The organism is Agromyces mediolanus, from assembly GCF_044917495.1.
Lineage (GTDB): Bacteria > Actinomycetota > Actinomycetes > Actinomycetales > Microbacteriaceae > Agromyces > Agromyces mediolanus_B.
This window is the reverse complement of sequence record NZ_JAVSSI010000004.1, coordinates 33,866-55,102: the sequence shown is the minus strand read 5'-3', so window position 1 is coordinate 55,102 and position 21,237 is coordinate 33,866. Positions and strand designations below refer to the sequence as shown.

The window sequence follows — 21,237 nt, the reverse complement described above, 5'->3', positions numbered from 1 at the left end:
CCGCTCGGGCTCATGCGGTTCAAGGACGGTTCGCTGTGCCGTGAAGATGCGTACGAGCGGCGATACAGCACCTTGGGCAACGGCCTTCGCGAGCGTGACGAGGGCGATGTCCGCACCGAAACCGAACGCGACCGCGGGCGGCTGAGCTACAGCCCGTACCTGCGCCGGCTGGCGGGGGTCACGCAGGTGACCTCGCCGGACCTGACTGCGACGCGGATGCACTCGCGCGCGTCGCACACCTACAAGGTCGCGACCATCGCCCGCGAGATCGCCGAGTACGTCGTCCGCCGCGCCGACGAGGAGCCGCGCGTCGCCGAGATCATCCGTCGTGCGGGAGGGCTCGACGTCACCGCGTGCGAGGCGGCCGGCCTCGCGCACGATCTCGGCCACCCGCCGTTCGGTCATGCGGGGGAGGAGCAGCTGAACCGGCTGCTGCGGCTGGACGGCCTGCTCGACGGCTTCGAGGGTAACGCCCAGTCGTTCCGCATCGTCACCCGGCTGGAGCTGCGCGCAACCGGCGTCCGCGGGCTCTCCCTGACGAACGTCACTCTCGCGGCCATCCAGAAGTACCCCTTCACCCGACAGCCCGGAAAGAGCAAGTTCGGGGCCTACGCCACCGAGGTCGGCGAGCTGGAGAGCTGCCGGCGTGGCGTGCTGGACGCCGACTGGGACAACGGTCGACAGACGCTCGAAGCGAGCGTCATGGACTTGGCCGATGACATCGCCTACGCCGTCCATGACCTCGAGGACTTCTGTGGGGCCGGTGCCATCGACTTGCGCTTCCCCATTGCGGCGCTGGGCGCGATGGAGCTGCTGCCCCCGGATGCGGATGTCACCGCGGTGAAGGGCAACCCGTTCAGCGCGATGGGGAAGAAGCTCGCGGCCGACTACAGGGGACTGTTCGACCCCGAGGTGTACCGGACTGAGCTCGGGAACGTGTTCGAGTTGCTCACCGACCAGTTCCCGGACATCACCAGTTCCGACGGCATCGACTACCAGGCGAACCTGCGTCGCGAGCTCGCCAGCCTCGTCGGGTACTTCTTCGCCCGCATCGACATCCGCGAGGAGCCGCGGTTCGAAGGCGGACCGCAGATCTCCCTCGACGTCGACGCGTGGCATCGGCTGCAGGCGTTGAAGGTCATCACTCGGGAGTACCTCGTCTCGAGCCCGCGGGTGGGTCTCATCCAGAAGGGTCAGACGGCCGCGATGGCCTCGCTCTACGCGGAAGCGAAGAGCTGGCTGGAGTCCGCACCCGACCCGAAGACCATCCCGCCGGAGCTGCATGACTTCCTCGGCGTCGCGGACCAGAAAGTGCCCGAACGACCGAAGCCGGAGCGGCGAACGGCGCCGGAAACGCTGGCAGAGGTGGAAGCGCTGTACGCCGCGATGGTGTTGGGGGATGAGCACCTCCGGGCCATCTGCGACTACATCTGCGGTATGAGCGATTCCGAAGCGCTCCTGCGCTCCCAATGGTTCGCCGGGACCGAGATCCCTGGCATGTCGGCGCTCGGCGTCATGCCGAACTGACCGTTCCGCCTCCGTTCTCGTGGTGATGCTGCCGGGGATAGGCATTCGGCGGCTTAGGTTCCCACGTCTCGCGTGTCCTCCGCGCCTGCCGGCCGTACCGGTCTCGCTCTCTCCCCACCTACCCTGCGGCGGGTCCTCGTGCGGCTCAGGAAGCTCTCAGCATCGGACACAGTGAACACAGTTGAACACAGTGCTCCTGTGTCCGAATTTTCAGCTACTGACCAGGGGTTTTCATTCGAAACACAGTGAACACAGTGAAATGTGGATCTCCCATCCATAAGGCTGGAGAGAAGTAAGTACAGTGGCCCTTCTTCTTTCTTCTTCTTCTTCTTCCTGAAGAAGAAGTAGTAAGTAACTGTGTTCACTGTGTTTGGCCCCTCTCGCCCAGCAACTGGGCGGAAGTTTTGGATCATGTGCTCCTGTGTCCAGCTGTGTTCACTGTGTTCAGCGCGGCAAATCCTCGCGAGATCCGCATCGAACCGCCGTTGACGTATACCCGGCCCGGGTATACCGTGGCGGCATGGACGTGGACACCGCGACCCGACCAGTCACCACCGTCGCCGAAGATCTCGTGCACTCGCTTCTCGGGCTCGTCGTCGTCTCCGCCGTGTACGCCGACGGGCGCGCGCACATCCTTGGGCTGCCCGACTCGTTCTTCACCCCATGGCATGCGTTCCTCTACGGCGGGCTCACGCTCATGGTCGTCTGGCTCGTCGTCATCAGCCGCAGTGCAGCCCGTCGAAGCAACGGCCGATGGCCGCTCGTCATCCCTGCCGGGTACCGGCCTGCGGTGGCCGGCGCCGCCCTCTTCGCAGTGGGTGGCGTGTTCGACATGTTCTGGCACATCGCGTTCGGCGTCGAGTTCGGCATCGACGCGCTCCTCAGCCCCTCGCATCTGATGCTGTTCGCCGGCGGCACGCTGTTGCTCAGCGGACCGCTGCTCGCATCCAGAAGGCGGGTGGATGCCGGGTCAACGGCCGCGCGGGTCCCAGCGCTGCTCGCGGTCGTCGGGATCACCGCGGTCGCCGCGTTCGCGTTGAGCTTCCTGTCGGCATTCCTCAGCGATGCGCCGACCATGCCGGTCGCTCACGAGCCGGAAGGCACGGAGGCGCACTACATCGCGGAGGGGCTCGCCGCCGCCGGCCTCGGCAGCTTCCTCACGACGACCATCCTGCTGGTCGCTCCGATGGTCTACCTCCTCCGGACCCGATCCTGGTTCCCCGGAGCCGTCACCGCCCTCGTCGCAGCCATCGCCGCGTATGCCGGTTCGCTCACCGGCTTCCAGAACCCCGCGAGCATCGCCTCCGCCCTCGTCGCCGCTGCCCTTGTCGACGGCCTCATTGTCGCCATCCGGCACCGCCTCCCCGCACGGGCGGTCGAGCTCGTCGCAACCGCGACACTGCCCGTGCTCCTCTGGACCGGGCAGCTCCTCACCGTTGCCGCCGCGTACGGGCTCGGCTGGTCCGAGGAGATGGCAAGCGGTGTGGTGATGCTCTCCGCCATCGGTGGCGTCGCCGTCGTCCTTGCCTTCGGCTGCACCTCGAGGCCCGACCGCGCATAGACCTGGACAGGACATCCACCCGCGCATATGCGCTAGAATTGCGGATACGCATAGGAGGTTCGGATGAAGTCAGCGGCGTCTCTGGTGAAGCAGGCGCGCCTGCTCGCCGGCTACACACGCGCCGAGCTTGCTCGCGCAGCCGACGTCGCCTCGTCGACGGTCGGGCGCATCGAAAGCGGGGACCTCGACCCGACCTGGACGCTCCTCGGAAGGATCCTCGCCGCTGCAGGGTTCAAGCTCGATGACTCGCTCAGCTCCCTGGGCGACGAGACAGTCATCGAGGCTGCGACGAACGCGCTCGAATCCCGACCGGAACGCCGAGATGATGCATGGACGTGGTCGTGGGCGAGGGCTGGTCTGCTCGACGAGCTGGGACAAGCGAAGGACCCGGCACGGGTTGCTGCCCTCGCTGGCCTCGCCAGCGAAGTTGCCACACGACGCGGCGCACGGAAGTACCTCCTGGACAGGTCACTCGCGGAAGTTCTCAACGACCTCACCGCAGCCGGTGCGAACCCGGTGATCACCGGTCCCGCCGGGTTCGACGACATCGACCCGAGCGGGATCACAGTGTACGTCGACGACCCCCGGGACCTTCCGCTGCCGGAAGCGGAACCATACCGCCCGACCGTGACGGCGATCCCGCGTCCCGCGAACCTCGACACCATTCCGACCGAGCTCGGCGCCTGTGTGACCACCCCCGCGAGAGCCCTCATCGATGCGTACGCGTCAGGGGGCCGCGTCGCTGACCGCGCCGACGCGTACGCCGCCAGACTGGCGGCACGCCGATGAGCTGGAACCCCGCGCACCATCCACGGAGCCGAGTCGGACGCTTCGTCCCGGTCATGAACTCGGCGCCCGAGGTCACCCTCACGCCGATCCACAGTCTCGACCTGATCCGATCCCGTGGGCTCCTCGTGGATGTCCTGAAGGAACTTCAGCCGCAGCGCGACGCCCTCACCGTCGTCGGAGCACACGCAGTGCTCGAGCGGACGAAGGCGCTCGAGCCATACCTTGTCAGCGACGCGACCCGGGACGCCGACCTCGGAGTGACTCCGGAACTGCTCAGCGCCGAACCCCTCCTGGGAGCGACTCTCCGCGACCTTGGCCTCGAGGAAGCGAGCCAGGTTCGCCCAGGGGTATGGGGACTGGTGAGTGAGCGGGACCGGGACCTCCACGACCGGCTCACCATCGACCTCATCGCGCCAGCCTCCCTGGCCGGCCCGGGCAGACGCGCCGCGAAAGTCGGACCCCACGGTGCACGCGCCGTCTCGAAGACCGCAGGCACAGAGCTGACCGTCATCGACCGGTCCATCATGCGAGTCGGGAAACTCGACACCAGCGAAGGCGTCGACGCCTATGTCGCGGGCCACGGCGCCCTACTGTGCGCGAAGGCGTACAAGCTCTTCGACCGGCTCGACGAACGCGAACGCGTGCGGAACCCCGAACGGCTCCGCACCAAAGACGCCGCAGACATGTACCGGCTCATGGCGACGAGCGCACCCGGGCAAGTGAGGGAAACCTTCGACCGCGGAGAGTATGAACCGGCCATCGCAGTCGCCGTCCGAACGGGCCGTGAGCGGTTGCTTGTCATCCGGGAGCCACTCGTCGACCTCGCGGTGCGGCACTACCGAGGCGTGCTGCCAAGGGAGGTTGTGGAGGAGGCGATGAACGAGTGGCTCGACGAGTTCGGTCGCGCGAACTGACTGATCCGCGAGGCGCCGCGAACGTGGAGGTCACACCCGGCGGATGCTCAGCACCCGCCATCCCGGGGGAGCCTTGGCCTTTGCTGCAGCGGTCGCCGAGGCCTCATCGTCGCCCTCGCCTTCGATGACGACCGCGTCACCCGTCGGCGGGTTCGACGCGATGATCGACACCTTCATGACTATGACGTTACGAAGCGCAGGCTGAGCAGACAAGGGGTTGCCGCCTGGCCAGGCGGGTTCCCGCTGTTCTCGACGCCAGGTCAGCCGGTGGTCAGGCGAATCACCAGATCGTCGAGCTTCGGCAGCGCCGCCCGCGCACGGGCTTCCGCGTCCTGCGAGACGGCGGTCGCAGCTTCCAACGTCAACTCGCTCGCGAGTGCGAGCTCGGCATCGCCGGAAAGTCGGTGCCCGCTCCACCGCAGGCGGACGTTGCGGACCTCGCACACGCCTTCGGTGTGCTCGAGTGCGTGCTCAAGCCGGTGGATGAGGTCGGGTTCGATGCCGTCCATGAGGCGCCGTCCGACGCTGCGGATGGTTCCCCAGAGGAGCACGAGGATGGCGGCGGAGATGAGCAGACCGATGATCGGGTCGGCGAGTGGGAAGCCGAGAGCGACGCCGGCGGCGCCGAAGACGACGGCGAGTGAGGTGAACCCGTCAGTTCGGGCGTGCACGCCGTCGGCAACGAGTGCGGCCGAGCCGATACGCCGTCCGACCCGGATCCGGTAGATGGCGACGGCTTCGTTGCCGAGGAACCCGATGACGCCGGCGGCCGCGAGCCAGCCGAGGTTCTGCACCGGCTGCGGGTTGAAAAGCCGGTCGACGGCCTGCCACGCGGCGATGACTGCGGATGCTGCGACGACGACCACGATGAACAGGCCCGCGAGGTCCTCCGCGCGCCCGTACCCATAGGTGTACCGGCGCGTTCGTCCCCGCCGGGCGAGGACGAACGCGACCCAGAGCGGCACGGCGGTGAGCGCGTCGGAGAAGTTGTGCACGGTGTCGGCGAGCAGGGCCACCGAGTTACTGAGGAACACGACGACGAACTGCAGCACCGTCGTCGCAAGCAGCACGACGAGACTGATCTTCAGAGCCCGGACGCCCTGCGAGCTTGCTTCGAGGGCGTCATCGACGGAGTCGGCCGCGTCGTGCGTGTGCGGGATGAACAACTCGCGCAGGAACCCACGCAGGCCACCGGGATGGTCGTGGTCGTGGTCGTGGTCGTGGTCGTGGTCGTGGTGCGTGTGGACGCGGGTCATCGCAGCTCCCCGTCCGCCGCGTCTGTGTGGTGGTGGCGTGGCGTCCCGCCAAGTGAGTGCTCCGCCTGGAAGATGGCGTCCGCCACAAGCTGACGGGCGTGCTCGTTCTCCAGCCGGTAGAACACCTTCGTCCCCTCGTGACGGGTCGCGACGATGCGCGCGAGTCGGAGCTTCGCGAGGTGCTGGGAGACCGCGGGCGGCGCCTTGTCCACGATGTCGGCCAGCAGGTTCACCGACAGCTCGCCGTGGTCGCGCAGCGCCAGGATGATCCGGATCCGAGTCGCGTCGGCGAGCATGGAGAACACCTCGACGGCGAGCTCCACGTACTGGCTGTCAGGCGAGCGGCCGCAAATCTGCGTATCTGCATCCATACGCAGATAATAGCGCGGGTGCCGCCGACCAGCAAAAGCGCGTCCGAGGGCGGGGTGATTGCTCGGGTCGGTGGGCCGCTATGCCGAGATGAGCGCCTGTGTGACGGAATCAAGACCGGAGGGGACCAGCCGGTAGTAGGCCCAGGTGCCGCGTTTGCTGCGCGAGAGGAACCCGGCCTCGGTCAAGATCTTCAGGTGGTGGGAGACCGTCGGTTGACTGAGGCCGACTGGCTCGATCAGGTCGCAGACGCACGCCTCCTGATCGGCGGCGGCCGCGACGATGGACAAGAGCCGGAGTCGGGTCGGATCGGCGAGTGCCTTCATCTTGTGCGCGAGCCGCGCGGCGTCGTCGGGTCCCAGCGGTTCGCGGACCAGGGGTGCGCAGCACGCGCCAGCGGAGACATCGGCGACCTCGAGCATCGTGACCATGTATTGATACTACTCGATATTGACAATCATCGATGCTTGGTTTCATACTGACGACATCGAAGTTCATCGATGCCCGTCGATATTGGAGGATACAGTGACACTGCTCGACTTGACCGCCCGTCCCGTGACGAATGATCGCCTCTCCACGCTGCCGGTGGTGATCGTGGGCGCCGGACCCATCGGACTTGCCGCGGGCGCGCACCTCGTCGAGCGCGGCATCGACTTCGTCGTCCTCGAAGCCGGCGACGATGTCGCTGACAGTATCCGTTCGTGGGGTCACACCCGGCTCTTCTCCCCATGGAAGCACCTCGTCGACCCGGCCTCGCGGCGTCTGCTCGAGGCTCAGGGCTGGGTGCTGCCGTCGCCGGAGCGTGCGCCCTCCGGGACCGAGCTGGTCGAGGAGTATCTCGTGCCGCTCAGCCGCCTCGAGCCCATCGCGTCGCGCATTCGCACCGGTGCCGAGGTGCTCGCGATCAGCCGCGAGGGCATGGACCGCACCCGCAGCGCGAACCGCTCGGCCACGCCGTTCCTCGTGCGGCTCCGCACCGAGGCGGGGATCGAGGAGCTGACGGCCCGCGCCGTGATCGACGCCTCGGGCACGTACCGTTCGCCCAACTCGCTGAGCTCGTCAGGGCTCGGCCTGCTCGGCCTCGACGAGATCGCTGACTGGGTGCAGCCGGCCCTCCCGGACGTGCTCGGCCGCGACCGCGAGACCTTCGCCGGCCGCCACACGACGGTCGTGGGCGCTGGGCACTCCGCAGCGAACACGCTGCTCGGGCTGGTGCAGCTCGCCCGCGAGGTGCCCGGCACCCGGGTCACGTGGCTGATCCGCAACGCGCAGGCAGTCCGGGTCTCGTCCTCGGCAGATGATGAGCTGGCCGACCGGGCGAAGCTCGGCGGTCGCGTGGACGCGGCCGTGCTCCGAGGTGACGTGGAGCTCGTCGACGGGTTCGAGGTCCTCCGCGCCCGCCGCGCCGGCGACGGCATCGAACTCATCGGGCAGCGCGGGGACGAGCTCACCGTGCACGAGACCGACGTGGTGGTGAACGCGACCGGATTCCGGCCGAACCTCGACCTCCTGCGGGAGATCCGACTCGAGCTCGACGACATCGTCGAGGCCCCGAAGCGCCTCGCGCCCCTCATCGACCCGAACGTGCACTCGTGCGGCACGGTTGAACCGCACGGCTTCGCCGAACTCACGCACCCGGAGCACGGGTTCTTCATCGTCGGCATGAAGTCGTACGGGCGTGCACCGACCTTCCTGCTGGCCACGGGGTACGAGCAGGTGCGGTCAGTGACCGCGTGGCTCGCCGGCGACCTCGCCTCGGCGACAAACGTCGAGCTCGTACTTCCCGCAACGGGTGTGTGCTCAACCGACCTCGGTGGCGGTTCGAGCTGCTGCTCATCGAGCTCGGGATGCTGACTCGCCCGATGCGCGCCCCGGACTGGGCCCTGGTCGAGGAGATCTTCGACCAGGGCATCCGCGGTGGCGAAGCCACCTTCGAAGCGCAGACCCCGAGCTGGGAGACGTTCGACGCGGGCAAGATCGAAGCGCCGCGGCTCGTCGCCGAGGTCGATGGACGCGTGGTCGGGTGGGCCGCCGCATCACCGGTGTCGAGCCGGCCGGCCTACCGTGGGGTCCTCGAGCACTCGGTCTACGTGCACGAGGACGCGCGCGGCCAAGGCGTCGGCCGCGCCCTGCTCGACGCATTCGTCACCGCTGCCGAGGATGCCGGGTTCTGGATGATCCAGTCGAGCATCTTCCCCGAAAACAGTGCGAGCCTTCGTCTGCACGAGCAGGCGGGGTTCCGGATCGTCGGCCGACGCGAACGCATCGCCCGCTCGACGCTCGGTCCGCACGCTGGGCGGTGGCGGGACACGATCCTGATCGAACGACGCTCGCAGCGCAACGGTACGCGAGGCCCTTAGTACAGCGCTGGCTGTATCATGTTTGGGTGCTGACTCTGACTTCTCGGCTGGACGTGATGAACCGGCTCGGCCGCGCCATGGCCGATCCCACCCGGTCTCGTATCCTGCTGACATTGCTCGAGGGGCCGGCGTACCCGGCTGGCCTCGCCGACTCGCTGGGGCTGACCCGGCAGAACGTGTCGAACCATCTCGCGTGCTTGCGGGACTGCGGAATCGTCGTCATCGAGCCCGAGGGGCGGCAGAACCGGTACGAAATCGCGGACCCGCACCTCTCGGCGGCGCTCGAGAACCTCGTGAGCGTGACGCTCGCCGTCGATGAGTCGGCGGACTGCATCGACCCGGCGTGCTCCGTGCCTGGCTGCTGTGAGGCATCCGCATGACCGCGGCCACGAGTGACGAGCGCCGGGCGATGCTGCACCGTCGCATCCGCTGGATCGTTGGATTCACGATCACCTACAACCTCGTCGAGGCCGCGATCTCCATCGCGGCCGGGGCCGCAGCCTCCTCGGCCGCGCTCCTCGGCTTCGGGCTGGATTCGCTCGTCGAAGTGCTCTCGGCGGGGGCGGTTGCGTGGCAGTTCACCCGCAAGGACCCGGAGAAGTACGAGAAGCCCACGCTGAGGGTCATCGCGTTCGCGTTCTTCGCCCTCGCCGCATACGTGACCGCAAACACCGCCCTCACCATCACGGGCATCCTGCCCGAGGCCGAGCACTCGACGCTCGGGCTTGTGATCACCGCGCTGAGCGTCGTCATCATGCCATTCCTCTCCTGGGCGGAGCGGCGGACCGGCCGTGAGCTCGGCTCGGCGACCGCGGTCGCCGACAGCAAGCAGACCCTCATCTGCACCTACCTCTCGGCCGCGGTACTCATCGGGCTCGTGCTGAACTCGCTCTTCGGGTGGGCGTGGGCAGATTCCATCGCCGCACTCGTGATCGCGGTGTTCGCGGTCCGTGAAGGCATCGAGGCCTGGCGAGGCGACACCTGCGCCACGCCGGTCGGGATGCTCCTCGAAGCCGACGAAGACGACCACGAGCACGGAGCGGTCCGATGAAGGTCGAGGTGCTGCACATCGCCGGCTGCCCGAGCTGGCAGGAAGCCGGCGCACAGACCCGCCGAGCACTCGACGTTCTCGGCATGCGGGACGTCGACGTGAACTATCGGCTCATCGCTTCGGCCGCAGATGCCGAGGCAACCCGGTTCGCCGGGTCGCCGACGATCCTCATCGACGGGCAGGACGCATTCGCATCAACAGAACGCGTGACCGCGCTCTCGTGCAGGCTCTACCCGACGCCCGACGGATTGCGCGACTCGCCCACGCTTGGTCAGATCATCGAGGCGATCCGCGCGCGCCGCCTCTAACGGGCCTCCCGTCGACAATCGCGGGTGCGAGCACCAGGACTGCTGCCCAGCCGAGCAGCGCCCCCACGAGCTGCGCCGCGAGGTACCAGGGCACGCTGCTCGGTGCGATGCCCGCGAAGGTGTCGGAGATCGCACGCCCGATGGTGATCGCGGGATTCGCGAAGCTCGTCGAGCTGGTGAAGAAGTACGCCGCTCCGATATACGCACCGACCGCCGGTGCGACAAGCGCTGCCCGGCCGCTTCGGACGAGGGCGAAGATCACGACGATGAGGCCGGCCGTCGCGACGACCTCGGCGAGCAGGTGCGCCGGAGTCGCCCGGTCGGTGGTGCTCCAGGCCGCGGCTGGCTGGTCGAACATGAGGTTCGCGAGCACGGTGCCGGCGAGGCAGCCGAGGATCTGCGCCGGAACATAGGCCCAGAGGTCGCGCCACGGCCGGCCACCGGTGGCGGCGTCGACGAGGGTGACGACCGGGTTGAACTGCGCTCCTGAAACGGGTGCGAAGACGAGGATCAGCACGGTCAGTCCGAGGGCAGTCGCGAGGGCGTTCTCGAGGAGCTGCAGGCCGGTGTCGCCGGGGGAGAGCTGCTGAGCAGCGATGCCCGACCCGACGACGACCGCGGCGAGCCCGCCGCTGCCGAGGAACTCGCCCAGCACCCGCCGCCGCGCCGAGACCGCCGGAGCGGCCAGCGGCAGGGCGGGCGGGGCCGTGGTCGCGGTCACGCGGTCACCGCGATGGCGTGCTCATGGGCCGGGGTGCGGCCGGCGAGGTAGTGCTCCGCGTCGAGGGCGGCGGCACAACCGGTGCCGGCGGCCGTGATCGCCTGCCGGTAGCGGCGGTCGACGAGGTCGCCGCAGGCGAACACTCCGGGGAGGTTCGTCACGGTCGACGGATGTTCAACCTTCACGTACCCGTCCGGATCGAGGTCGACCTGACCGGCGACGAGGGAGCTTCGGGGGTCGTGCCCGACCGCGACGAACAGGCCGGCGACGTCGAGCACTTCCTCGTGGCCGGTGGCGGTGTTGCGCAGCGTGGCGCCGGTGAGCTGGTCCTCGCCGAGCACGCCGGTCAGCTGGCTGTTCCAGCGGACCTGGATCTTCGGGTGCTCGAGCGCGCGTTCCTGCATGATGTGCGAGGCACGCAGCTGGTCGCGGCGGTGCACCAGAGTCACGGTGTCGGCGAACCGGGTGAGGAACAGGGCCTCCTCGAGTGCGGAGTCGCCGCCGCCGACGACAGCGATGTCCTTGCCCTTGAAGAAGAACCCGTCGCAGGTCGCGCACCACGACACCCCGTGCCCGGAGAGGCGGTCTTCACCGTCGACGCCGAGCTTGCGGTACGCGGAGCCCATCGCCAGGACGACCGCGTGCGCCCGGTATTCGTCGCCCAGCCCGGTGCGAACGGTCTTCACCTCGCCGACGAGGTCGACCTCGACGGCGTCGTCGGCGACGAGACGGGCGCCGAATCGTTCGGCCTGCTGGCGCAGGTTCTCCATAAGGTTGGGACCCATGATGCCGTCGACGAAGCCGGGGAAGTTCTCCACCTCGGTCGTGTTCATGAGCGCGCCACCGGTCTCGACGGCGCTGGTCAGCACGACCGGGGCGAGGCCCGCGCGGGCCAGGTAGATCGCGGCGGTGTATCCGGCGGGGCCGGAGCCGATGACGACGACGTTCCCCACGTTCATGCGTTCGCTCCCGCCGGCGTCGGGAGGATCTCGGTCAGCAGTTGCTCGAGGCGGGCTTGGATGTCGTCACGGACTCGGCGGATGCCGTCGAGGTCGAGTTCGGTGGGGTCGTCGAGGTGCCAGTCCAGGTACCGCTTGCCGGGGTAGATCGGGCACGCGTCACCACAGCCCATGGTGATCACCGCGTCCGCGGCACGCACCACGTCATCCGTGAGGGGCTTCGGGAACTCCTCGGACAGGTCGATACCGTACTCGGCCATCACCTGCACGACCTCGGGCAGGATCGTATTGCCCGGCTCGGAGCCGGCCGAGCGGACGTGCACCCGGTCGCCGGCCAGCTTGCGAAGCAGTGCCGCCGCCATCTGCGAGCGGCCAGAGTTCTGCACGCACACGAACAGCACCTCGGGCACCGCCTTCGGGATCGCACCCTTCGACTGCGCCAGCGCCAGCAGCCTGTCCTGAGCGAACCGGTACGCGAGGCTCGGCACATGCGCCGGCACCTTCGCCGTGCGCATCAACGCGGCATACGACTCGAACACGACGCGTTCGGCGGTCTCCTCGTTCACGATGCCCTCATACCGGGCCGCGAGTCGCTCGGCGCTTCGGCGAAGCACCTCCTGCGGGTCGTCGAGCCCGAGCTCGCCGGTCATGCGCTGGCGTCCTGCGGGAGGAGTTCGGCGAGCAGCTTCTCGACGCGGCCGCGGATCTCGTCGCGGATGGGGCGCACGGCCTCGATGCCCTGACCGGCGGGGTCGTCGAGCTCCCAGTCCTCGTACCGCTTGCCCGGGAAGATCGGGCAGGCGTCACCGCAACCCATCGTGATGACCACGTCGGAGTCGCGGACCGCCTCGGTGGTGAGCACCTTCGGCACGTGGTTCGCGATGTCGATGCCTTCCTCGGCCATCGCCTGGACCGCGACCGGGTTGATCTGGTCCTTCGGCTCAGAGCCGGCGGACAGGACATCGACCCGGTCGCCGCCGAGCTCGCGCAGGAACCCGGCCGCCATCTGCGAACGACCGGCGTTGTGCACGCACACGAACAGAACAGTGGGCTTCTCGGACATGGCTGGCCTCTCATCGGGAACTGATTCGCTTAACCATAGATCACGGTCTATGCATCAAGCGAGGTCAGCCAGGGCCGTTCAGCGGATGTTCACCCAGTCGGATGCTCAAGGGTCGCGATGAGGTTGCGCACTCGTCCGTCGATGTCATCGCGAATACGGCGCACGTCCTCGAGCGGCCGGCCCACCGGGTCCTCGAGCTCCCAGTCGAGGTAGCGGATTCCCGGGTAGATCGGGCAGGCGTCGCCGCATCCCATGGTGATCACCACGTCGGCCGCACGGACCACTTCGTCGGTCAGCGGCTTCGGGAACTCGCCACCGAGGGGCACCCCGATCTCCTCCAACGCGGTCACGATGGTGGGCGCCACCGTGCCCGCCGGCGCCGACCCGGCGGTCCGCACGTGGACCCGATCACCCGCGAGCTGACGAAGCAACGCCGCGGCCATCTGCGAGCGGCCGGCGTTCTGCACACAGACGAACAGCACCTCCGGCACACTGCCGCGCTCCTGCTCTCGTGCTGCGACCGCGGCGAGCCGCTGTGCCGAGAACTCCGCCGTCCGCGACGCCAGCCGGGTGCCGCTCCCAGCTCGGGCGAGCAGTTGCCGGCTCTCCTCGACGAAGCGCTCGACCGTCTCGCGATTGAACGTGCCGGCGAACCGCACCGCGAGGTCATCAACGATTCGTGTGAAAACCGCCGCATCGGGCTCCGAGGCAAGCTGGCCGCCGAGGACCTCGAGCACGCGATCCACCTGCTCGGGCACGACCGAGTACCAGACCTGCCGGCCTTCTGGGCGGCGCTCGAGCACGCCCGCCTCCGTCAGAACCTTCGCGTGATGGGTGATCGTCGGCTGCCGCAATCCGAGCTCCTCAGCCAAACGGGTCACCGTCGACCGTCCGCCTTCGCCGCGCAGGATCAGCGTCAAGACGCGGGCGCGCGTCGGGTCCGAGATGACACCAGGCAAGAGCGCCGCACTGCTCATAGATGGCAGTCTATGGGAGAACATCCGCGGCGCGCTCGCTGGACCAGCAACGCGGTCGCCAAACGCTGCGCGAGGCCTGCAAAGTAGCGGGCATGAGGGAGTAGGGAGGAAATCTTGAACCTCAACGGAGGATCGGCATGATCGCCTAGATCCAGGCCACCGCGGAACCACAAGGGAAGCGCGGAAACGCGAATGACCCACCACGAGACGAAGGCCCCGGCAGGACTGCCGGGGCCTTCGTCGTTCCCGCTCGCGACGACCCCGGCCACCTGCCCCGGCACGTCGGATCAGCTCCGCGGCGGCGCCAGCGCGACCCCGCCGGGTTCCGTCGCGTCATCCTCGGACTCGGGGATCGAACGCACGCGCGGGAGCGCTGAGCGGAGGACGTAGAGGAGTTGCGCGGCGAACAGGACGGCGCACATCGCCACGCACCACGCCGTGCCGGCGACGGCGGCGAGCACCGCTCCGAGTCCGGCCCCGATGGGCCTGGCGCCGTAGGTGGCGACGACGAGGACGGCGGAGACCCGTCCGATCAGCGGGACCGGGGTGACCGCCTGGCGCAGCGCGGTGGTGCTGATCGCCCAGAGCACGGGGCCGAGTCCGAAGAGGAAGTACGAGGCCAGCGCGAGCAGCGGCGACGGCACCCAGAGGGTGGCGGTGATCAGCAGCGCTGCGGCGAACCCGCCCAGCGGACCCAGCAGCGACATCCAGCCGAGCCGCATGCGCCGGGAGAGCCAGCCCGAGATCGTCGCGCCGAGGACCATCCCGACGCCGTAGGCGCCGAGCGTCCCGCCGATGAGCTCGGGCCCCATCCCGAGCACGTCGATCGCGTACACGACGAAGATCGACTGCAGGAGGAACCAGCCCGCGTTGAACAGCAGCGAGGTCACGATCATCGGTCGCAGCAGGGCGTGTCCGAACACGAAGCGGAGTCCCTCGCCGATGTCCCGCCACGGGCGCGTGCGCGCCGGGGCGTCGCCGCGCGGGACCCGGGTGAGTGCGAGGAGCACCAGCGCGCCGGCGCACACGATGGTCGCGAGGACGAACGCCGTCGTGGCCCCGCTCGCCGCCACCACGGCGCCGGCGAGCACGGGGCCGGAGACGAACGCCGCGCTGCGGCCGAGCTCCAACCAGCGGTTCGCCGGGACGAGCTCCTCTCGGCGGACCAGGCGGGGCACCGAGGCGGGCACGGTCACGCTCAGCCCCATCGTTCCGATCGCCCCGAGGAATCCGAGCACGAGCAGCGTGGTGAAATCGAGTGCGTCCGCGATCAGGAGCACGGCGACCGCCGCGAGGGTCAGGGTGCGCAGGGCCTCCGAGCCGAGGAGCGCGAGGCGCGGCGATGCGCGGTCGACGAACAGGCCGAACGGCACGGAGAGCAGGAGGAACGGCAGCGTCTGGGCGACCTGCAGCACTGCGGTCTCCGCCGCGCCGGCACCGAGGGCGAGCACGGCGGTCAGCGGGGCCGCCACGAGCACGAGCTGCTCCGCGAGCTGGGTCAGCACGCTGGACCAGGCGAGGCGGGTGAAGCCCGAGGGGAGGTGATCGCGTTCGCGGGAGAGCCACATGCGCCCACCCAACCATCGGCGGGATCCCGCCTCCGGCGGGAATCGGACCGGGCGTCACCGAGGGGTCGCGGGCCTCGACCCGCTCAGTCGGACAGCCCGGCGCCCCAGCGGCCGAGCGCGGCGATCGCCTCCCCGAGCGCGAGCCCGCGATCGGTGAGCGCGTAGGCCCGGGTGTTGTGCTTCAGCGGCAGCCGGCGCAGCACACCCGCCTCCTCGAGCTCGCGCAGGCGGGTCGCCAGCATGTTCGTCGGCGCTCCGAGCTCCCGCTGGAGGTCGCCGTAGCGCTGCGGGCCGTCGAGCAGCTGCTCCACGATGCGGAGCGCCCAGCGCGACCCGACGACGTCGAGGGCGGCGGCGAGCTCGCTCACGCGGTCGGATCGGTCTCGGGCTTCATCCAGAACGGCGAGTAGTGGTAGCCGTCCAGGTCGTCGAACTGGCGCTGGTACATGAACGGGTAGTCGTCGATGTCGCCGATGCGGCCGCCGGCGGCGCGGGCGCGCTCGATGAGCTCGTCGACTGCTTCGCGGCTGGGGAGATCGAAGGAGACGGTGACCTTCGACGGGGTGTCCGGCCCGCCGATCAGCTCCTCGGTGCCCCCGACGCTCGCGTAGGCCTCGCGACTGGAGAGCATGAGGTACTGCTCGGGCGCGATGGCGAAGCAGGACACGTTGTGATCGGACATCTCGGTGTTGAGGGTCCAGCCGAGGGCCGTGTAGAAGGCGGTGGTGCGCTCGACGTCCGCGACGGGGCAGCTGATGAAGAGGCTCATGCGCAGATACTTGCAAAATGAAAGTGCTGCGTCAACCCCTCGGTGCGGCGGACGCGCCGCTCAGTTGAGGCGCCGGGTGAGATGGATCGTGACGGTGTCGCCGTCGCCCTTGCCGATGCGGGTGCGGACGGCGGCGGACACCGGCAGCTTGTGGGTGCCGTCCCCGAGCGCCATGAAGGCGCCCCGGAACGGCTCGCCGTCGACGGTGCCCTCGACCTTCACGAGGCCGCGGGTGCCGAAGAGCTCCGCGGATCCGGGCAGCTGCGCGCAGGTCCAGGTATCGCCCTCGCGGACCTTGCCGAGGACGGAGGTGAAGGTGAGATCGAGCGGGGTGGTGTGGTCTGCCATGGTGACTCCGTTCAGACGAAGGCGCCGACGAGGGCGCCGATGATGACGAGCTTGGCCAGCCAGTCGGTGAAGTGCACGGCGGCGACGGCGAGCGGGGTGTTCTCGTGCACGACGGAGCCGAGCAGCAGCACCGCGGGGAGCACCGCCAGGGCGAGCCCCAGCAGGGCGCCGGCGCCGGCGCCGTGCCACCCGCCGGCGGCCATGAGCCCGAGGACGAGCAGCGAGACGAGCAGGCTGCGGAGCACTACGAGGAGCATCTGCACGAGGGCGGGGATGCCGGGACGCGCGGTGCTGCTCGACGCGATCAGCCGGGCGACCGGCGGTGCGGCGTAGAGCACCGCACTGGCGACGAAGGAGACGATGGTCGCGAGCGCGACGCCGAGGAGAGCCATGCGAACCCCTTTCAGTACCAGTGAGTACTAATGACCGTAGTCCGGCGATTTAGTCCCGTCAAGTACTAAAGTTGGACCCATGCCCGCTGCCCCCCGAACCCGAGGCCGCCCACCGGGTCTGGCCGGACCGGCGCTGCTCGCCGAGGCGCGGGCCGTGTTCCTCGAACGCGGCTACGCCGCCACGACGATGGACGAGATCGCCGCCCGCGCCAGGATCTCGAAGAGCTCGCTGTACCGCGAGCATCCGTCGAAGTCCGAGCTCTTCGCCGCGGTCGTCGCGGACTGGGCGGCGTCCGGCCGGGACGCGACGCGGCCCATGCTCGAACGGCTCACTGCGGCGGCCGAGCCGCGGGAGGGCCTCGCCGAGCTCGGCCACGGCATGCTGCGCGGCATGCTGTCGCCGCCCGTCGTCGAGATGCGGCGCCTCGTGATCACCGAGGCGAAGGTGCAGCCCGAGGTGGCCGCGGCCTACCGCCGGGACAGTTGGGAACGCAACGTCGACGCGCTCGCGGCGGCGTTCGGCGAGCTCCACCGCGCCGGTTCGCTGACGGTCGGCGATGCCCGGGCCGCGGCGGCCGAGTTCACCTGGCTCGTGGTGGGCGCGCCCCTCAACTCCGCGCTGCTCGGCGAGCGTTTCGACGGGCTCGACGCCCACGTGACGAGCGCGGTCGCAACGTTCCTCGCCCGTTACGGCGCTCCGAGCCGCTAGTCGCCGGCGGCGGTCGGATGCCGCATCCGCTCGCGGGCACCTGCGCGACTCGCGGAATACCCCCAGAGGGTATATGGTTGGGTCTCGCAGAGGTACCCCCACGGGTACGAACGGCGAGAAGGAGAAGGCGATGACCGCGAACGAGTACCAGGTGACGGGGATGACCTGCGGGCACTGCGAGCTGTCCGTCCGCGAAGAGGTCGGCGAGCTCGCCGGCATCCAGGACATCCAGGTGAGCGCCCAGACCGGCCGCCTCGTCGTGACCTCGGCCGAGCCGATCGACGACGCCGCCGTGCTGGCGGCCGTCGAAGAGGCCGGCTACTCGGCCGTCCGCGTCTGATGCGGGTCGGGGCGCGTCTCGCCCTCTCCGGGGCCGCACTGGTGGTGGCCTTCGGCGGCGCCTTCGCGCTCGCCGGAGCCGTCGTCCCGGACAGCCTCGTGGCGGCCTGGGCGGAAGGAAGCGACATGGAAACACACGGTGAAGACCAGAACGCGCATGGCGGCACCGGCGCGGGGGCCTCGGCCGCGCACGCGCCGAACGGGGTCTCGATCGACGCGGGCGGCTTCCTGCTGGCGCAGCTCAGCGCGCCGCGCGCGGTCGGCGAGCCGGGCGAGCTCAGCTTCCAGGTGCTGGATGCCTCGGGCGACCCCGTCACCGACTACACGACCTCGCACGAACGCGAGCTGCACACGATCGTCGTGCGCTCCGACGGCGCCGGGTTCCGGCACGTGCACCCGACGCTCGACGAGGCGAGCGGCACCTGGTCGCTGCCGTGGGAGTGGGACGCGGCCGGCAGCTACCGCCTCTACGCGGACTTCACCCCCGCGGGCGACGGCGCCGAGGGCGTCACCCTGAGCCGCTCGATCAACGTGGCGGGCGAGCTCTCGCCCGTCGACCCCGAGCCGAGCCGATCGAGCGAGGTCGACGGCTTCGTCGTCACCCTCGACGGCGAGCTCGTGGCGGGCGCCGCGAGCGAGCTCACCCTCACCGTCGAGCGCGACGGGCGGCCCGTCACCGCGCTCGAGCCCTACCTGGGCGCATTCGGCCACCTCGTGGCGCTCCGCCAGGGCGACCTCGCGTTCCTGCACGTGCACCCCGAGGGCGAGGAGCCCGAGGCCGGCTCGACCGGCGGCCCGGAGATCGCATTCGCCGCGACCGCGCCGACCCCCGGCCGCTACCTGCTCTACCTGGACTTCCAGGTCGACGGCGAGGTGCGCACGGCCGAGTTCGTGCTCGACGCGGCGTCCGCAGCAGCGGGAGAGGATCACTGATGAGCAGCACAGCGCCCCTCGCGGGCGGCACCGGCATCGAGCTCGAGATCGGCGGGATGACCTGCGCCTCGTGCGCGAACCGCATCGAGCGGAAGCTGAACAAGCTCGACGGCGTCGAGGCGACGGTGAACTACGCCACCGAGAAGGCCAAGGTGACGGTGCCCGAGGGCTACGACCCCGCGCTCCTCATCGCCGAGGTCGAGAAGACGGGCTACACGGCGCTGCTCCCGGCACCCGCGAAGCCCGAGCGCGCCGGCGCGGGCTCGGGCGCGGCGGATGCCGCCGACGACCCCGAGCTGCGCTCGCTCCGCCAGCGGCTCATCGGCTCGATCGTGCTGACCGTCCCCGTCATCGCGATGGCGATGATCCCCGCGCTGCAGTTCACCTACTGGCAGTGGGCCTCGCTCGCCCTCGCCGCCCCGGTGATCGTCTGGGCGGCGTGGCCGTTCCACAAGGCCGCGTGGACGAACCTGAAGCACGGCGCCGCGACAATGGACACGCTCATCTCGATGGGCACCTCGGTCGCGCTGCTCTGGTCGCTCTACGCCCTCTTCTTCGGCACCGCGGGCGTGCCCGGCATGACGCATCCCTTCGAGTTCACGATCGCGCCGTCCGACGGCGCCGCGAACATCTACCTCGAGGTCGGCGCGGGCGTCACGATGTTCATCCTCGCGGGCCGCTACTTCGAGAAGCGCTCGAAGCGGCAGGCCGGCGCCGCGCTCCGCGCCCTGCTCGAGCTCGGCGCCAAGGAGGTCTCGGTGCTGCGCGACGGCGCCGAGGTGAAGATCCCCGTCGAGGAGCTCGCGGTCGGCGACGAGTTCATCGTGCGCCCCGGCGAGAAGATCGCGACCGACGGCGTCGTCGTCTCCGGCAGCTCCGCCGTCGACGCCTCGATGCTCACGGGCGAGTCCGTGCCGGTCGAGGTGACCGCGGGCGACCCGGTCACCGGGGCCACGGTGAACGCGGGCGGCCGGCTGGTCGTGCGGGCGACGCGGATCGGCGCCGACACGCAGCTCGCCCAGATGGCGAAGCTCGTCGAGGACGCGCAGACCGGCAAGGCCGAGGTGCAGCGACTCGCCGACCGCATCTCGGGGGTCTTCGTGCCGATCGTGATCGTGGTCGCCGTCGTCACGCTGGGGGCGTGGCTCGGCGCGGGCTTCCCCGTCGCCGCGGCCTTCACCGCCGCCGTCGCGGTGCTCGTCATCGCCTGCCCCTGCGCGCTCGGCCTCGCGACCCCGACCGCCCTGCTCGTGGGCACGGGCCGCGGCGCGCAGCTCGGCATCCTGATCAAGGGACCCGAGGTGCTCGAGTCCACCCGCAAGGTCGACACCGTCGTGCTCGACAAGACCGGCACGGTCACCACCGGCAGGATGACCCTCGTCGACGTGATCCCCGAGTCGGGCGTCGACCGCGCCGAACTGCTCCGATTCGCGGGCGCGCTCGAGGATGCCTCGGAGCACCCGATCGCGCAGGCCATCGCGAAGGGGGCCACCCAGGAGGTCGGCCGGCTGCCCGTGCCCGAGGACTTCGCGAACGTCGAGGGCAAGGGCGTGCAGGGCATCGTCGACGGGGCATCCGTCGTCATCGGCCGCGAGTCGCTGCTCGCCGACTGGGCGCTCGAACTGTCCGAGGAGGTCGGCGCGGCCAAGGCCCGCGCCGAGGGCGAGGGGAAGACGGTCGTCGCCGTCGGTTGGGACGGCCGGGCCCGCGGCATCCTCGTCGTCGCCGACACGGTGAAGCCGACGAGCGCCGAGGCGATCGCCCAGTTGAAGGGGATCGGGCTGACCCCCGTGCTCCTCACGGGCGACAACGAGGCCGTGGCACGGCGGATCGCCGCGGAGGTCGGCATCGAGCACGTCTACGCCGAGGTCCTGCCGCAGGAGAAGGTCGCCGTCGTCGCCCGGCTCCAGGCGGAGGGCAAGGTCGTCGCCATGGTCGGCGACGGGGTGAACGACGCCCCGGCGCTCGCCCAGGCCGATCTCGGGCTCGCGATGGGCACGGGCACGGATGTCGCGATCGAGGCATCCGACCTGACGCTCGTCCGCGGCGACCTGCGCAGCGCGGTCGACGCGATCCGGCTGTCGCGGAAGACCCTCGGCACGATCAAGACGAACCTGTTCTGGGCCTTCGCCTACAACACCGCGGCGATCCCGATCGCGGCGCTCGGCATGCTCAACCCGATGCTCGCCGGTGCGGCGATGGCGTTCTCGAGCGTCTTCGTCGTCGGCAACAGCCTGCGCCTGCGCGGCTTCCGCAGCGTCGCCAAGGACTGAGCGGCGCTCCGCACCCCATCCCGCACCATCCGAGAACACGAAAGGCACGAC

The 21,237-nt window shown here is 69.7% G+C and carries 27 protein-coding genes; 13 read left to right on the top strand and 14 right to left on the bottom strand.

Features of this window, described 5'->3' with window-relative positions; all coding sequences use genetic code 11:
- Positions 1 to 12 precede the first annotated feature (12 nt).
- The 4 genes from dgt to ROT00_RS07345 all read left to right on the top strand — a co-directional run bounded on the left by dgt (position 13) and on the right by ROT00_RS07345 (position 4,791).
- Positions 13 to 1,527: a dGTP triphosphohydrolase gene (gene dgt, locus ROT00_RS07360; protein WP_404773623.1), complete on the top strand. Its 1,515-nt coding sequence runs from the start codon at positions 13 to 15 to the stop codon at positions 1,525 to 1,527.
- 520 nt (positions 1,528 to 2,047) lie between these two features.
- Positions 2,048 to 3,088 carry a hypothetical protein gene (locus ROT00_RS07355; protein WP_404773621.1) on the top strand — a complete coding sequence of 347 codons (1,041 nt, stop codon included), beginning with the start codon at positions 2,048 to 2,050 and terminating at the stop codon, positions 3,086 to 3,088.
- A 63-nt stretch (positions 3,089 to 3,151) separates the two neighbouring features.
- Positions 3,152 to 3,877 carry a helix-turn-helix transcriptional regulator gene (locus tag ROT00_RS07350; protein WP_404773619.1) on the top strand — a complete coding sequence of 242 codons (726 nt, stop codon included), beginning with the start codon at positions 3,152 to 3,154 and terminating at the stop codon, positions 3,875 to 3,877.
- A 53-nt stretch (positions 3,878 to 3,930) separates the two neighbouring features.
- On the top strand, positions 3,931 to 4,791 hold the full coding sequence (locus ROT00_RS07345) for a hypothetical protein (protein WP_404773617.1): 861 nt from the start codon (positions 3,931 to 3,933) through the stop codon (positions 4,789 to 4,791).
- Between the two features lie 30 nt (positions 4,792 to 4,821).
- Here ROT00_RS07345 and ROT00_RS07340 read toward each other — a convergent pair whose 3' ends face one another.
- The 4 genes from ROT00_RS07340 to ROT00_RS07325 form a co-directional block, all read right to left on the bottom strand.
- The gene (locus ROT00_RS07340) at positions 4,822 to 4,968 is read right to left on the bottom strand and encodes a hypothetical protein (protein ID WP_404773616.1); all 147 of its coding nucleotides are present in this window, start codon (positions 4,966 to 4,968) and stop codon (positions 4,822 to 4,824) included.
- A gap of 83 nt (positions 4,969 to 5,051) precedes the next feature.
- The gene (locus ROT00_RS07335; protein WP_404773614.1) at positions 5,052 to 6,047 is read right to left on the bottom strand and encodes a cation diffusion facilitator family transporter; all 996 of its coding nucleotides are present in this window, start codon (positions 6,045 to 6,047) and stop codon (positions 5,052 to 5,054) included.
- Entirely contained in the window at positions 6,044 to 6,418 is a 375-nt protein-coding gene (locus ROT00_RS07330; protein ID WP_404773612.1) for an ArsR/SmtB family transcription factor, read from the bottom strand. Before ROT00_RS07330 ends, ROT00_RS07335 begins: the two co-directional genes overlap by 4 nt.
- Before the next feature lie 78 nt (positions 6,419 to 6,496).
- Positions 6,497 to 6,847 carry a metalloregulator ArsR/SmtB family transcription factor gene (locus ROT00_RS07325; protein ID WP_404773610.1) on the bottom strand — a complete coding sequence of 117 codons (351 nt, stop codon included), beginning with the start codon at positions 6,845 to 6,847 and terminating at the stop codon, positions 6,497 to 6,499.
- A 124-nt stretch (positions 6,848 to 6,971) separates the two neighbouring features.
- Here ROT00_RS07325 and ROT00_RS07320 point away from each other — a divergent pair, with 124 nt between their 5' ends.
- From ROT00_RS07320 to ROT00_RS07300, 5 genes are read left to right on the top strand one after another with little or no spacing between them, the layout of a single operon-like run.
- On the top strand, positions 6,972 to 8,270 hold the full coding sequence (locus ROT00_RS07320) for an FAD-dependent oxidoreductase (protein ID WP_404773608.1): 1,299 nt from the start codon (positions 6,972 to 6,974) through the stop codon (positions 8,268 to 8,270).
- An 8-nt stretch (positions 8,271 to 8,278) separates the two neighbouring features.
- Entirely contained in the window at positions 8,279 to 8,776 is a 498-nt protein-coding gene (locus tag ROT00_RS07315) for a GNAT family N-acetyltransferase (RefSeq protein WP_404773606.1), read from the top strand.
- A 26-nt stretch (positions 8,777 to 8,802) separates the two neighbouring features.
- The gene (gene cmtR, locus ROT00_RS07310) at positions 8,803 to 9,156 is read left to right on the top strand and encodes a Cd(II)/Pb(II)-sensing metalloregulatory transcriptional regulator CmtR (protein WP_404773604.1); all 354 of its coding nucleotides are present in this window, start codon (positions 8,803 to 8,805) and stop codon (positions 9,154 to 9,156) included.
- Positions 9,153 to 9,827, top strand: a complete 675-nt coding sequence (locus ROT00_RS07305) for a cation efflux transmembrane domain-containing protein (RefSeq protein WP_404773602.1) — start codon at positions 9,153 to 9,155, stop codon at positions 9,825 to 9,827. Before cmtR ends, ROT00_RS07305 begins: the two co-directional genes overlap by 4 nt.
- On the top strand, positions 9,824 to 10,135 hold the full coding sequence (locus ROT00_RS07300; protein ID WP_404773600.1) for a hypothetical protein: 312 nt from the start codon (positions 9,824 to 9,826) through the stop codon (positions 10,133 to 10,135). Before ROT00_RS07305 ends, ROT00_RS07300 begins: the two co-directional genes overlap by 4 nt.
- Here the strand turns inward: ROT00_RS07300 and ROT00_RS07295 are convergent.
- From ROT00_RS07295 to ROT00_RS07250, 10 genes are all read right to left on the bottom strand, one after another.
- Entirely contained in the window at positions 10,104 to 10,856 is a 753-nt protein-coding gene (locus ROT00_RS07295) for an aquaporin (protein WP_404773598.1), read from the bottom strand. The genes ROT00_RS07300 and ROT00_RS07295 overlap by 32 nt on opposite strands.
- Entirely contained in the window at positions 10,853 to 11,815 is a 963-nt protein-coding gene (gene trxB, locus ROT00_RS07290) for a thioredoxin-disulfide reductase (RefSeq protein WP_404773596.1), read from the bottom strand. The genes ROT00_RS07295 and trxB overlap by 4 nt, the downstream gene beginning before the upstream one ends.
- Positions 11,812 to 12,465: an arsenate reductase ArsC gene (locus ROT00_RS07285; RefSeq protein ID WP_404773595.1), complete on the bottom strand. Its 654-nt coding sequence runs from the start codon at positions 12,463 to 12,465 to the stop codon at positions 11,812 to 11,814. Before ROT00_RS07285 ends, trxB begins: the two co-directional genes overlap by 4 nt.
- Positions 12,462 to 12,878, bottom strand: coding sequence for an arsenate reductase ArsC (locus ROT00_RS07280; protein ID WP_404773593.1), 417 nt, complete (start codon positions 12,876 to 12,878; stop codon positions 12,462 to 12,464). Before ROT00_RS07280 ends, ROT00_RS07285 begins: the two co-directional genes overlap by 4 nt.
- 89 nt (positions 12,879 to 12,967) lie before the next feature.
- Positions 12,968 to 13,855 carry a metalloregulator ArsR/SmtB family transcription factor gene (locus ROT00_RS07275; protein ID WP_404773591.1) on the bottom strand — a complete coding sequence of 296 codons (888 nt, stop codon included), beginning with the start codon at positions 13,853 to 13,855 and terminating at the stop codon, positions 12,968 to 12,970.
- 287 nt (positions 13,856 to 14,142) lie between these two features.
- Positions 14,143 to 15,423, bottom strand: coding sequence for an MFS transporter (locus tag ROT00_RS07270; protein WP_404773589.1), 1,281 nt, complete (start codon positions 15,421 to 15,423; stop codon positions 14,143 to 14,145).
- 83 nt (positions 15,424 to 15,506) lie between these two features.
- On the bottom strand, positions 15,507 to 15,791 hold the full coding sequence (locus ROT00_RS07265; protein ID WP_404773587.1) for a winged helix-turn-helix transcriptional regulator: 285 nt from the start codon (positions 15,789 to 15,791) through the stop codon (positions 15,507 to 15,509).
- Positions 15,788 to 16,192, bottom strand: coding sequence for a VOC family protein (locus tag ROT00_RS07260; protein WP_404773585.1), 405 nt, complete (start codon positions 16,190 to 16,192; stop codon positions 15,788 to 15,790). The genes ROT00_RS07265 and ROT00_RS07260 overlap by 4 nt, the downstream gene beginning before the upstream one ends.
- A 60-nt stretch (positions 16,193 to 16,252) precedes the next feature.
- Positions 16,253 to 16,540, bottom strand: a complete 288-nt coding sequence (locus ROT00_RS07255; protein WP_404773584.1) for a DUF1905 domain-containing protein — start codon at positions 16,538 to 16,540, stop codon at positions 16,253 to 16,255.
- 11 nt (positions 16,541 to 16,551) lie between these two features.
- Positions 16,552 to 16,932, bottom strand: coding sequence for a DUF1761 family protein (locus tag ROT00_RS07250; RefSeq protein WP_404773582.1), 381 nt, complete (start codon positions 16,930 to 16,932; stop codon positions 16,552 to 16,554).
- Between the two features lie 79 nt (positions 16,933 to 17,011).
- Here ROT00_RS07250 and ROT00_RS07245 point away from each other — a divergent pair, with 79 nt between their 5' ends.
- The 4 genes from ROT00_RS07245 to ROT00_RS07230 all read left to right on the top strand — a co-directional run bounded on the left by ROT00_RS07245 (position 17,012) and on the right by ROT00_RS07230 (position 21,186).
- The gene (locus ROT00_RS07245) at positions 17,012 to 17,641 is read left to right on the top strand and encodes a TetR/AcrR family transcriptional regulator (protein ID WP_404773580.1); all 630 of its coding nucleotides are present in this window, start codon (positions 17,012 to 17,014) and stop codon (positions 17,639 to 17,641) included.
- 130 nt (positions 17,642 to 17,771) lie between these two features.
- Positions 17,772 to 17,981 (top strand): heavy-metal-associated domain-containing protein, encoded by a 210-nt coding sequence (locus ROT00_RS07240; RefSeq protein WP_404773578.1) that lies wholly within the window; start codon positions 17,772 to 17,774, stop codon positions 17,979 to 17,981.
- Between the two features lie 125 nt (positions 17,982 to 18,106).
- Positions 18,107 to 18,913, top strand: coding sequence for a hypothetical protein (locus ROT00_RS07235; protein ID WP_404773576.1), 807 nt, complete (start codon positions 18,107 to 18,109; stop codon positions 18,911 to 18,913).
- Positions 18,913 to 21,186 carry a heavy metal translocating P-type ATPase gene (locus ROT00_RS07230; RefSeq protein ID WP_404773574.1) on the top strand — a complete coding sequence of 758 codons (2,274 nt, stop codon included), beginning with the start codon at positions 18,913 to 18,915 and terminating at the stop codon, positions 21,184 to 21,186. The genes ROT00_RS07235 and ROT00_RS07230 overlap by 1 nt, the downstream gene beginning before the upstream one ends.
- The last annotated feature ends 51 nt before the right edge of the window (positions 21,187 to 21,237 follow it).

Bases quoted from the DNA above. Each gene is read 5' to 3' on its own strand.
- dgt (WP_404773623.1), top strand. From the start codon at position 13: ATGCGGTTCAAGGACGGTTCGCTGTGCCGTGAAGATGCGTACGAGCGG.
- ROT00_RS07355 (WP_404773621.1), top strand. From the start codon at position 2,048: ATGGACGTGGACACCGCGACCCGACCAGTCACCACCGTCGCCGAAGAT.
- ROT00_RS07350 (WP_404773619.1), top strand. From the start codon at position 3,152: ATGAAGTCAGCGGCGTCTCTGGTGAAGCAGGCGCGCCTGCTCGCCGGC.
- ROT00_RS07345 (WP_404773617.1), top strand. From the start codon at position 3,931: ATGAACTCGGCGCCCGAGGTCACCCTCACGCCGATCCACAGTCTCGAC.
- ROT00_RS07340 (WP_404773616.1), bottom strand. From the start codon at position 4,968: ATGAAGGTGTCGATCATCGCGTCGAACCCGCCGACGGGTGACGCGGTC.
- ROT00_RS07335 (WP_404773614.1), bottom strand. From the start codon at position 6,047: ATGACCCGCGTCCACACGCACCACGACCACGACCACGACCACGACCAC.
- ROT00_RS07330 (WP_404773612.1), bottom strand. From the start codon at position 6,418: ATGGATGCAGATACGCAGATTTGCGGCCGCTCGCCTGACAGCCAGTAC.
- ROT00_RS07325 (WP_404773610.1), bottom strand. From the start codon at position 6,847: ATGGTCACGATGCTCGAGGTCGCCGATGTCTCCGCTGGCGCGTGCTGC.
- ROT00_RS07315 (WP_404773606.1), top strand. From the start codon at position 8,279: ATGCGCGCCCCGGACTGGGCCCTGGTCGAGGAGATCTTCGACCAGGGC.
- ROT00_RS07305 (WP_404773602.1), top strand. From the start codon at position 9,153: ATGACCGCGGCCACGAGTGACGAGCGCCGGGCGATGCTGCACCGTCGC.
- ROT00_RS07300 (WP_404773600.1), top strand. From the start codon at position 9,824: ATGAAGGTCGAGGTGCTGCACATCGCCGGCTGCCCGAGCTGGCAGGAA.
- trxB (WP_404773596.1), bottom strand. From the start codon at position 11,815: ATGAACGTGGGGAACGTCGTCGTCATCGGCTCCGGCCCCGCCGGATAC.
- ROT00_RS07285 (WP_404773595.1), bottom strand. From the start codon at position 12,465: ATGACCGGCGAGCTCGGGCTCGACGACCCGCAGGAGGTGCTTCGCCGA.
- ROT00_RS07280 (WP_404773593.1), bottom strand. From the start codon at position 12,878: ATGTCCGAGAAGCCCACTGTTCTGTTCGTGTGCGTGCACAACGCCGGT.
- ROT00_RS07275 (WP_404773591.1), bottom strand. From the start codon at position 13,855: ATGAGCAGTGCGGCGCTCTTGCCTGGTGTCATCTCGGACCCGACGCGC.
- ROT00_RS07270 (WP_404773589.1), bottom strand. From the start codon at position 15,423: ATGTGGCTCTCCCGCGAACGCGATCACCTCCCCTCGGGCTTCACCCGC.
- ROT00_RS07260 (WP_404773585.1), bottom strand. From the start codon at position 16,192: ATGAGCCTCTTCATCAGCTGCCCCGTCGCGGACGTCGAGCGCACCACC.
- ROT00_RS07255 (WP_404773584.1), bottom strand. From the start codon at position 16,540: ATGGCAGACCACACCACCCCGCTCGATCTCACCTTCACCTCCGTCCTC.
- ROT00_RS07250 (WP_404773582.1), bottom strand. From the start codon at position 16,932: ATGGCTCTCCTCGGCGTCGCGCTCGCGACCATCGTCTCCTTCGTCGCC.
- ROT00_RS07245 (WP_404773580.1), top strand. From the start codon at position 17,012: ATGCCCGCTGCCCCCCGAACCCGAGGCCGCCCACCGGGTCTGGCCGGA.
- ROT00_RS07240 (WP_404773578.1), top strand. From the start codon at position 17,772: ATGACCGCGAACGAGTACCAGGTGACGGGGATGACCTGCGGGCACTGC.
- ROT00_RS07235 (WP_404773576.1), top strand. From the start codon at position 18,107: ATGGAAACACACGGTGAAGACCAGAACGCGCATGGCGGCACCGGCGCG.
- ROT00_RS07230 (WP_404773574.1), top strand. From the start codon at position 18,913: ATGAGCAGCACAGCGCCCCTCGCGGGCGGCACCGGCATCGAGCTCGAG.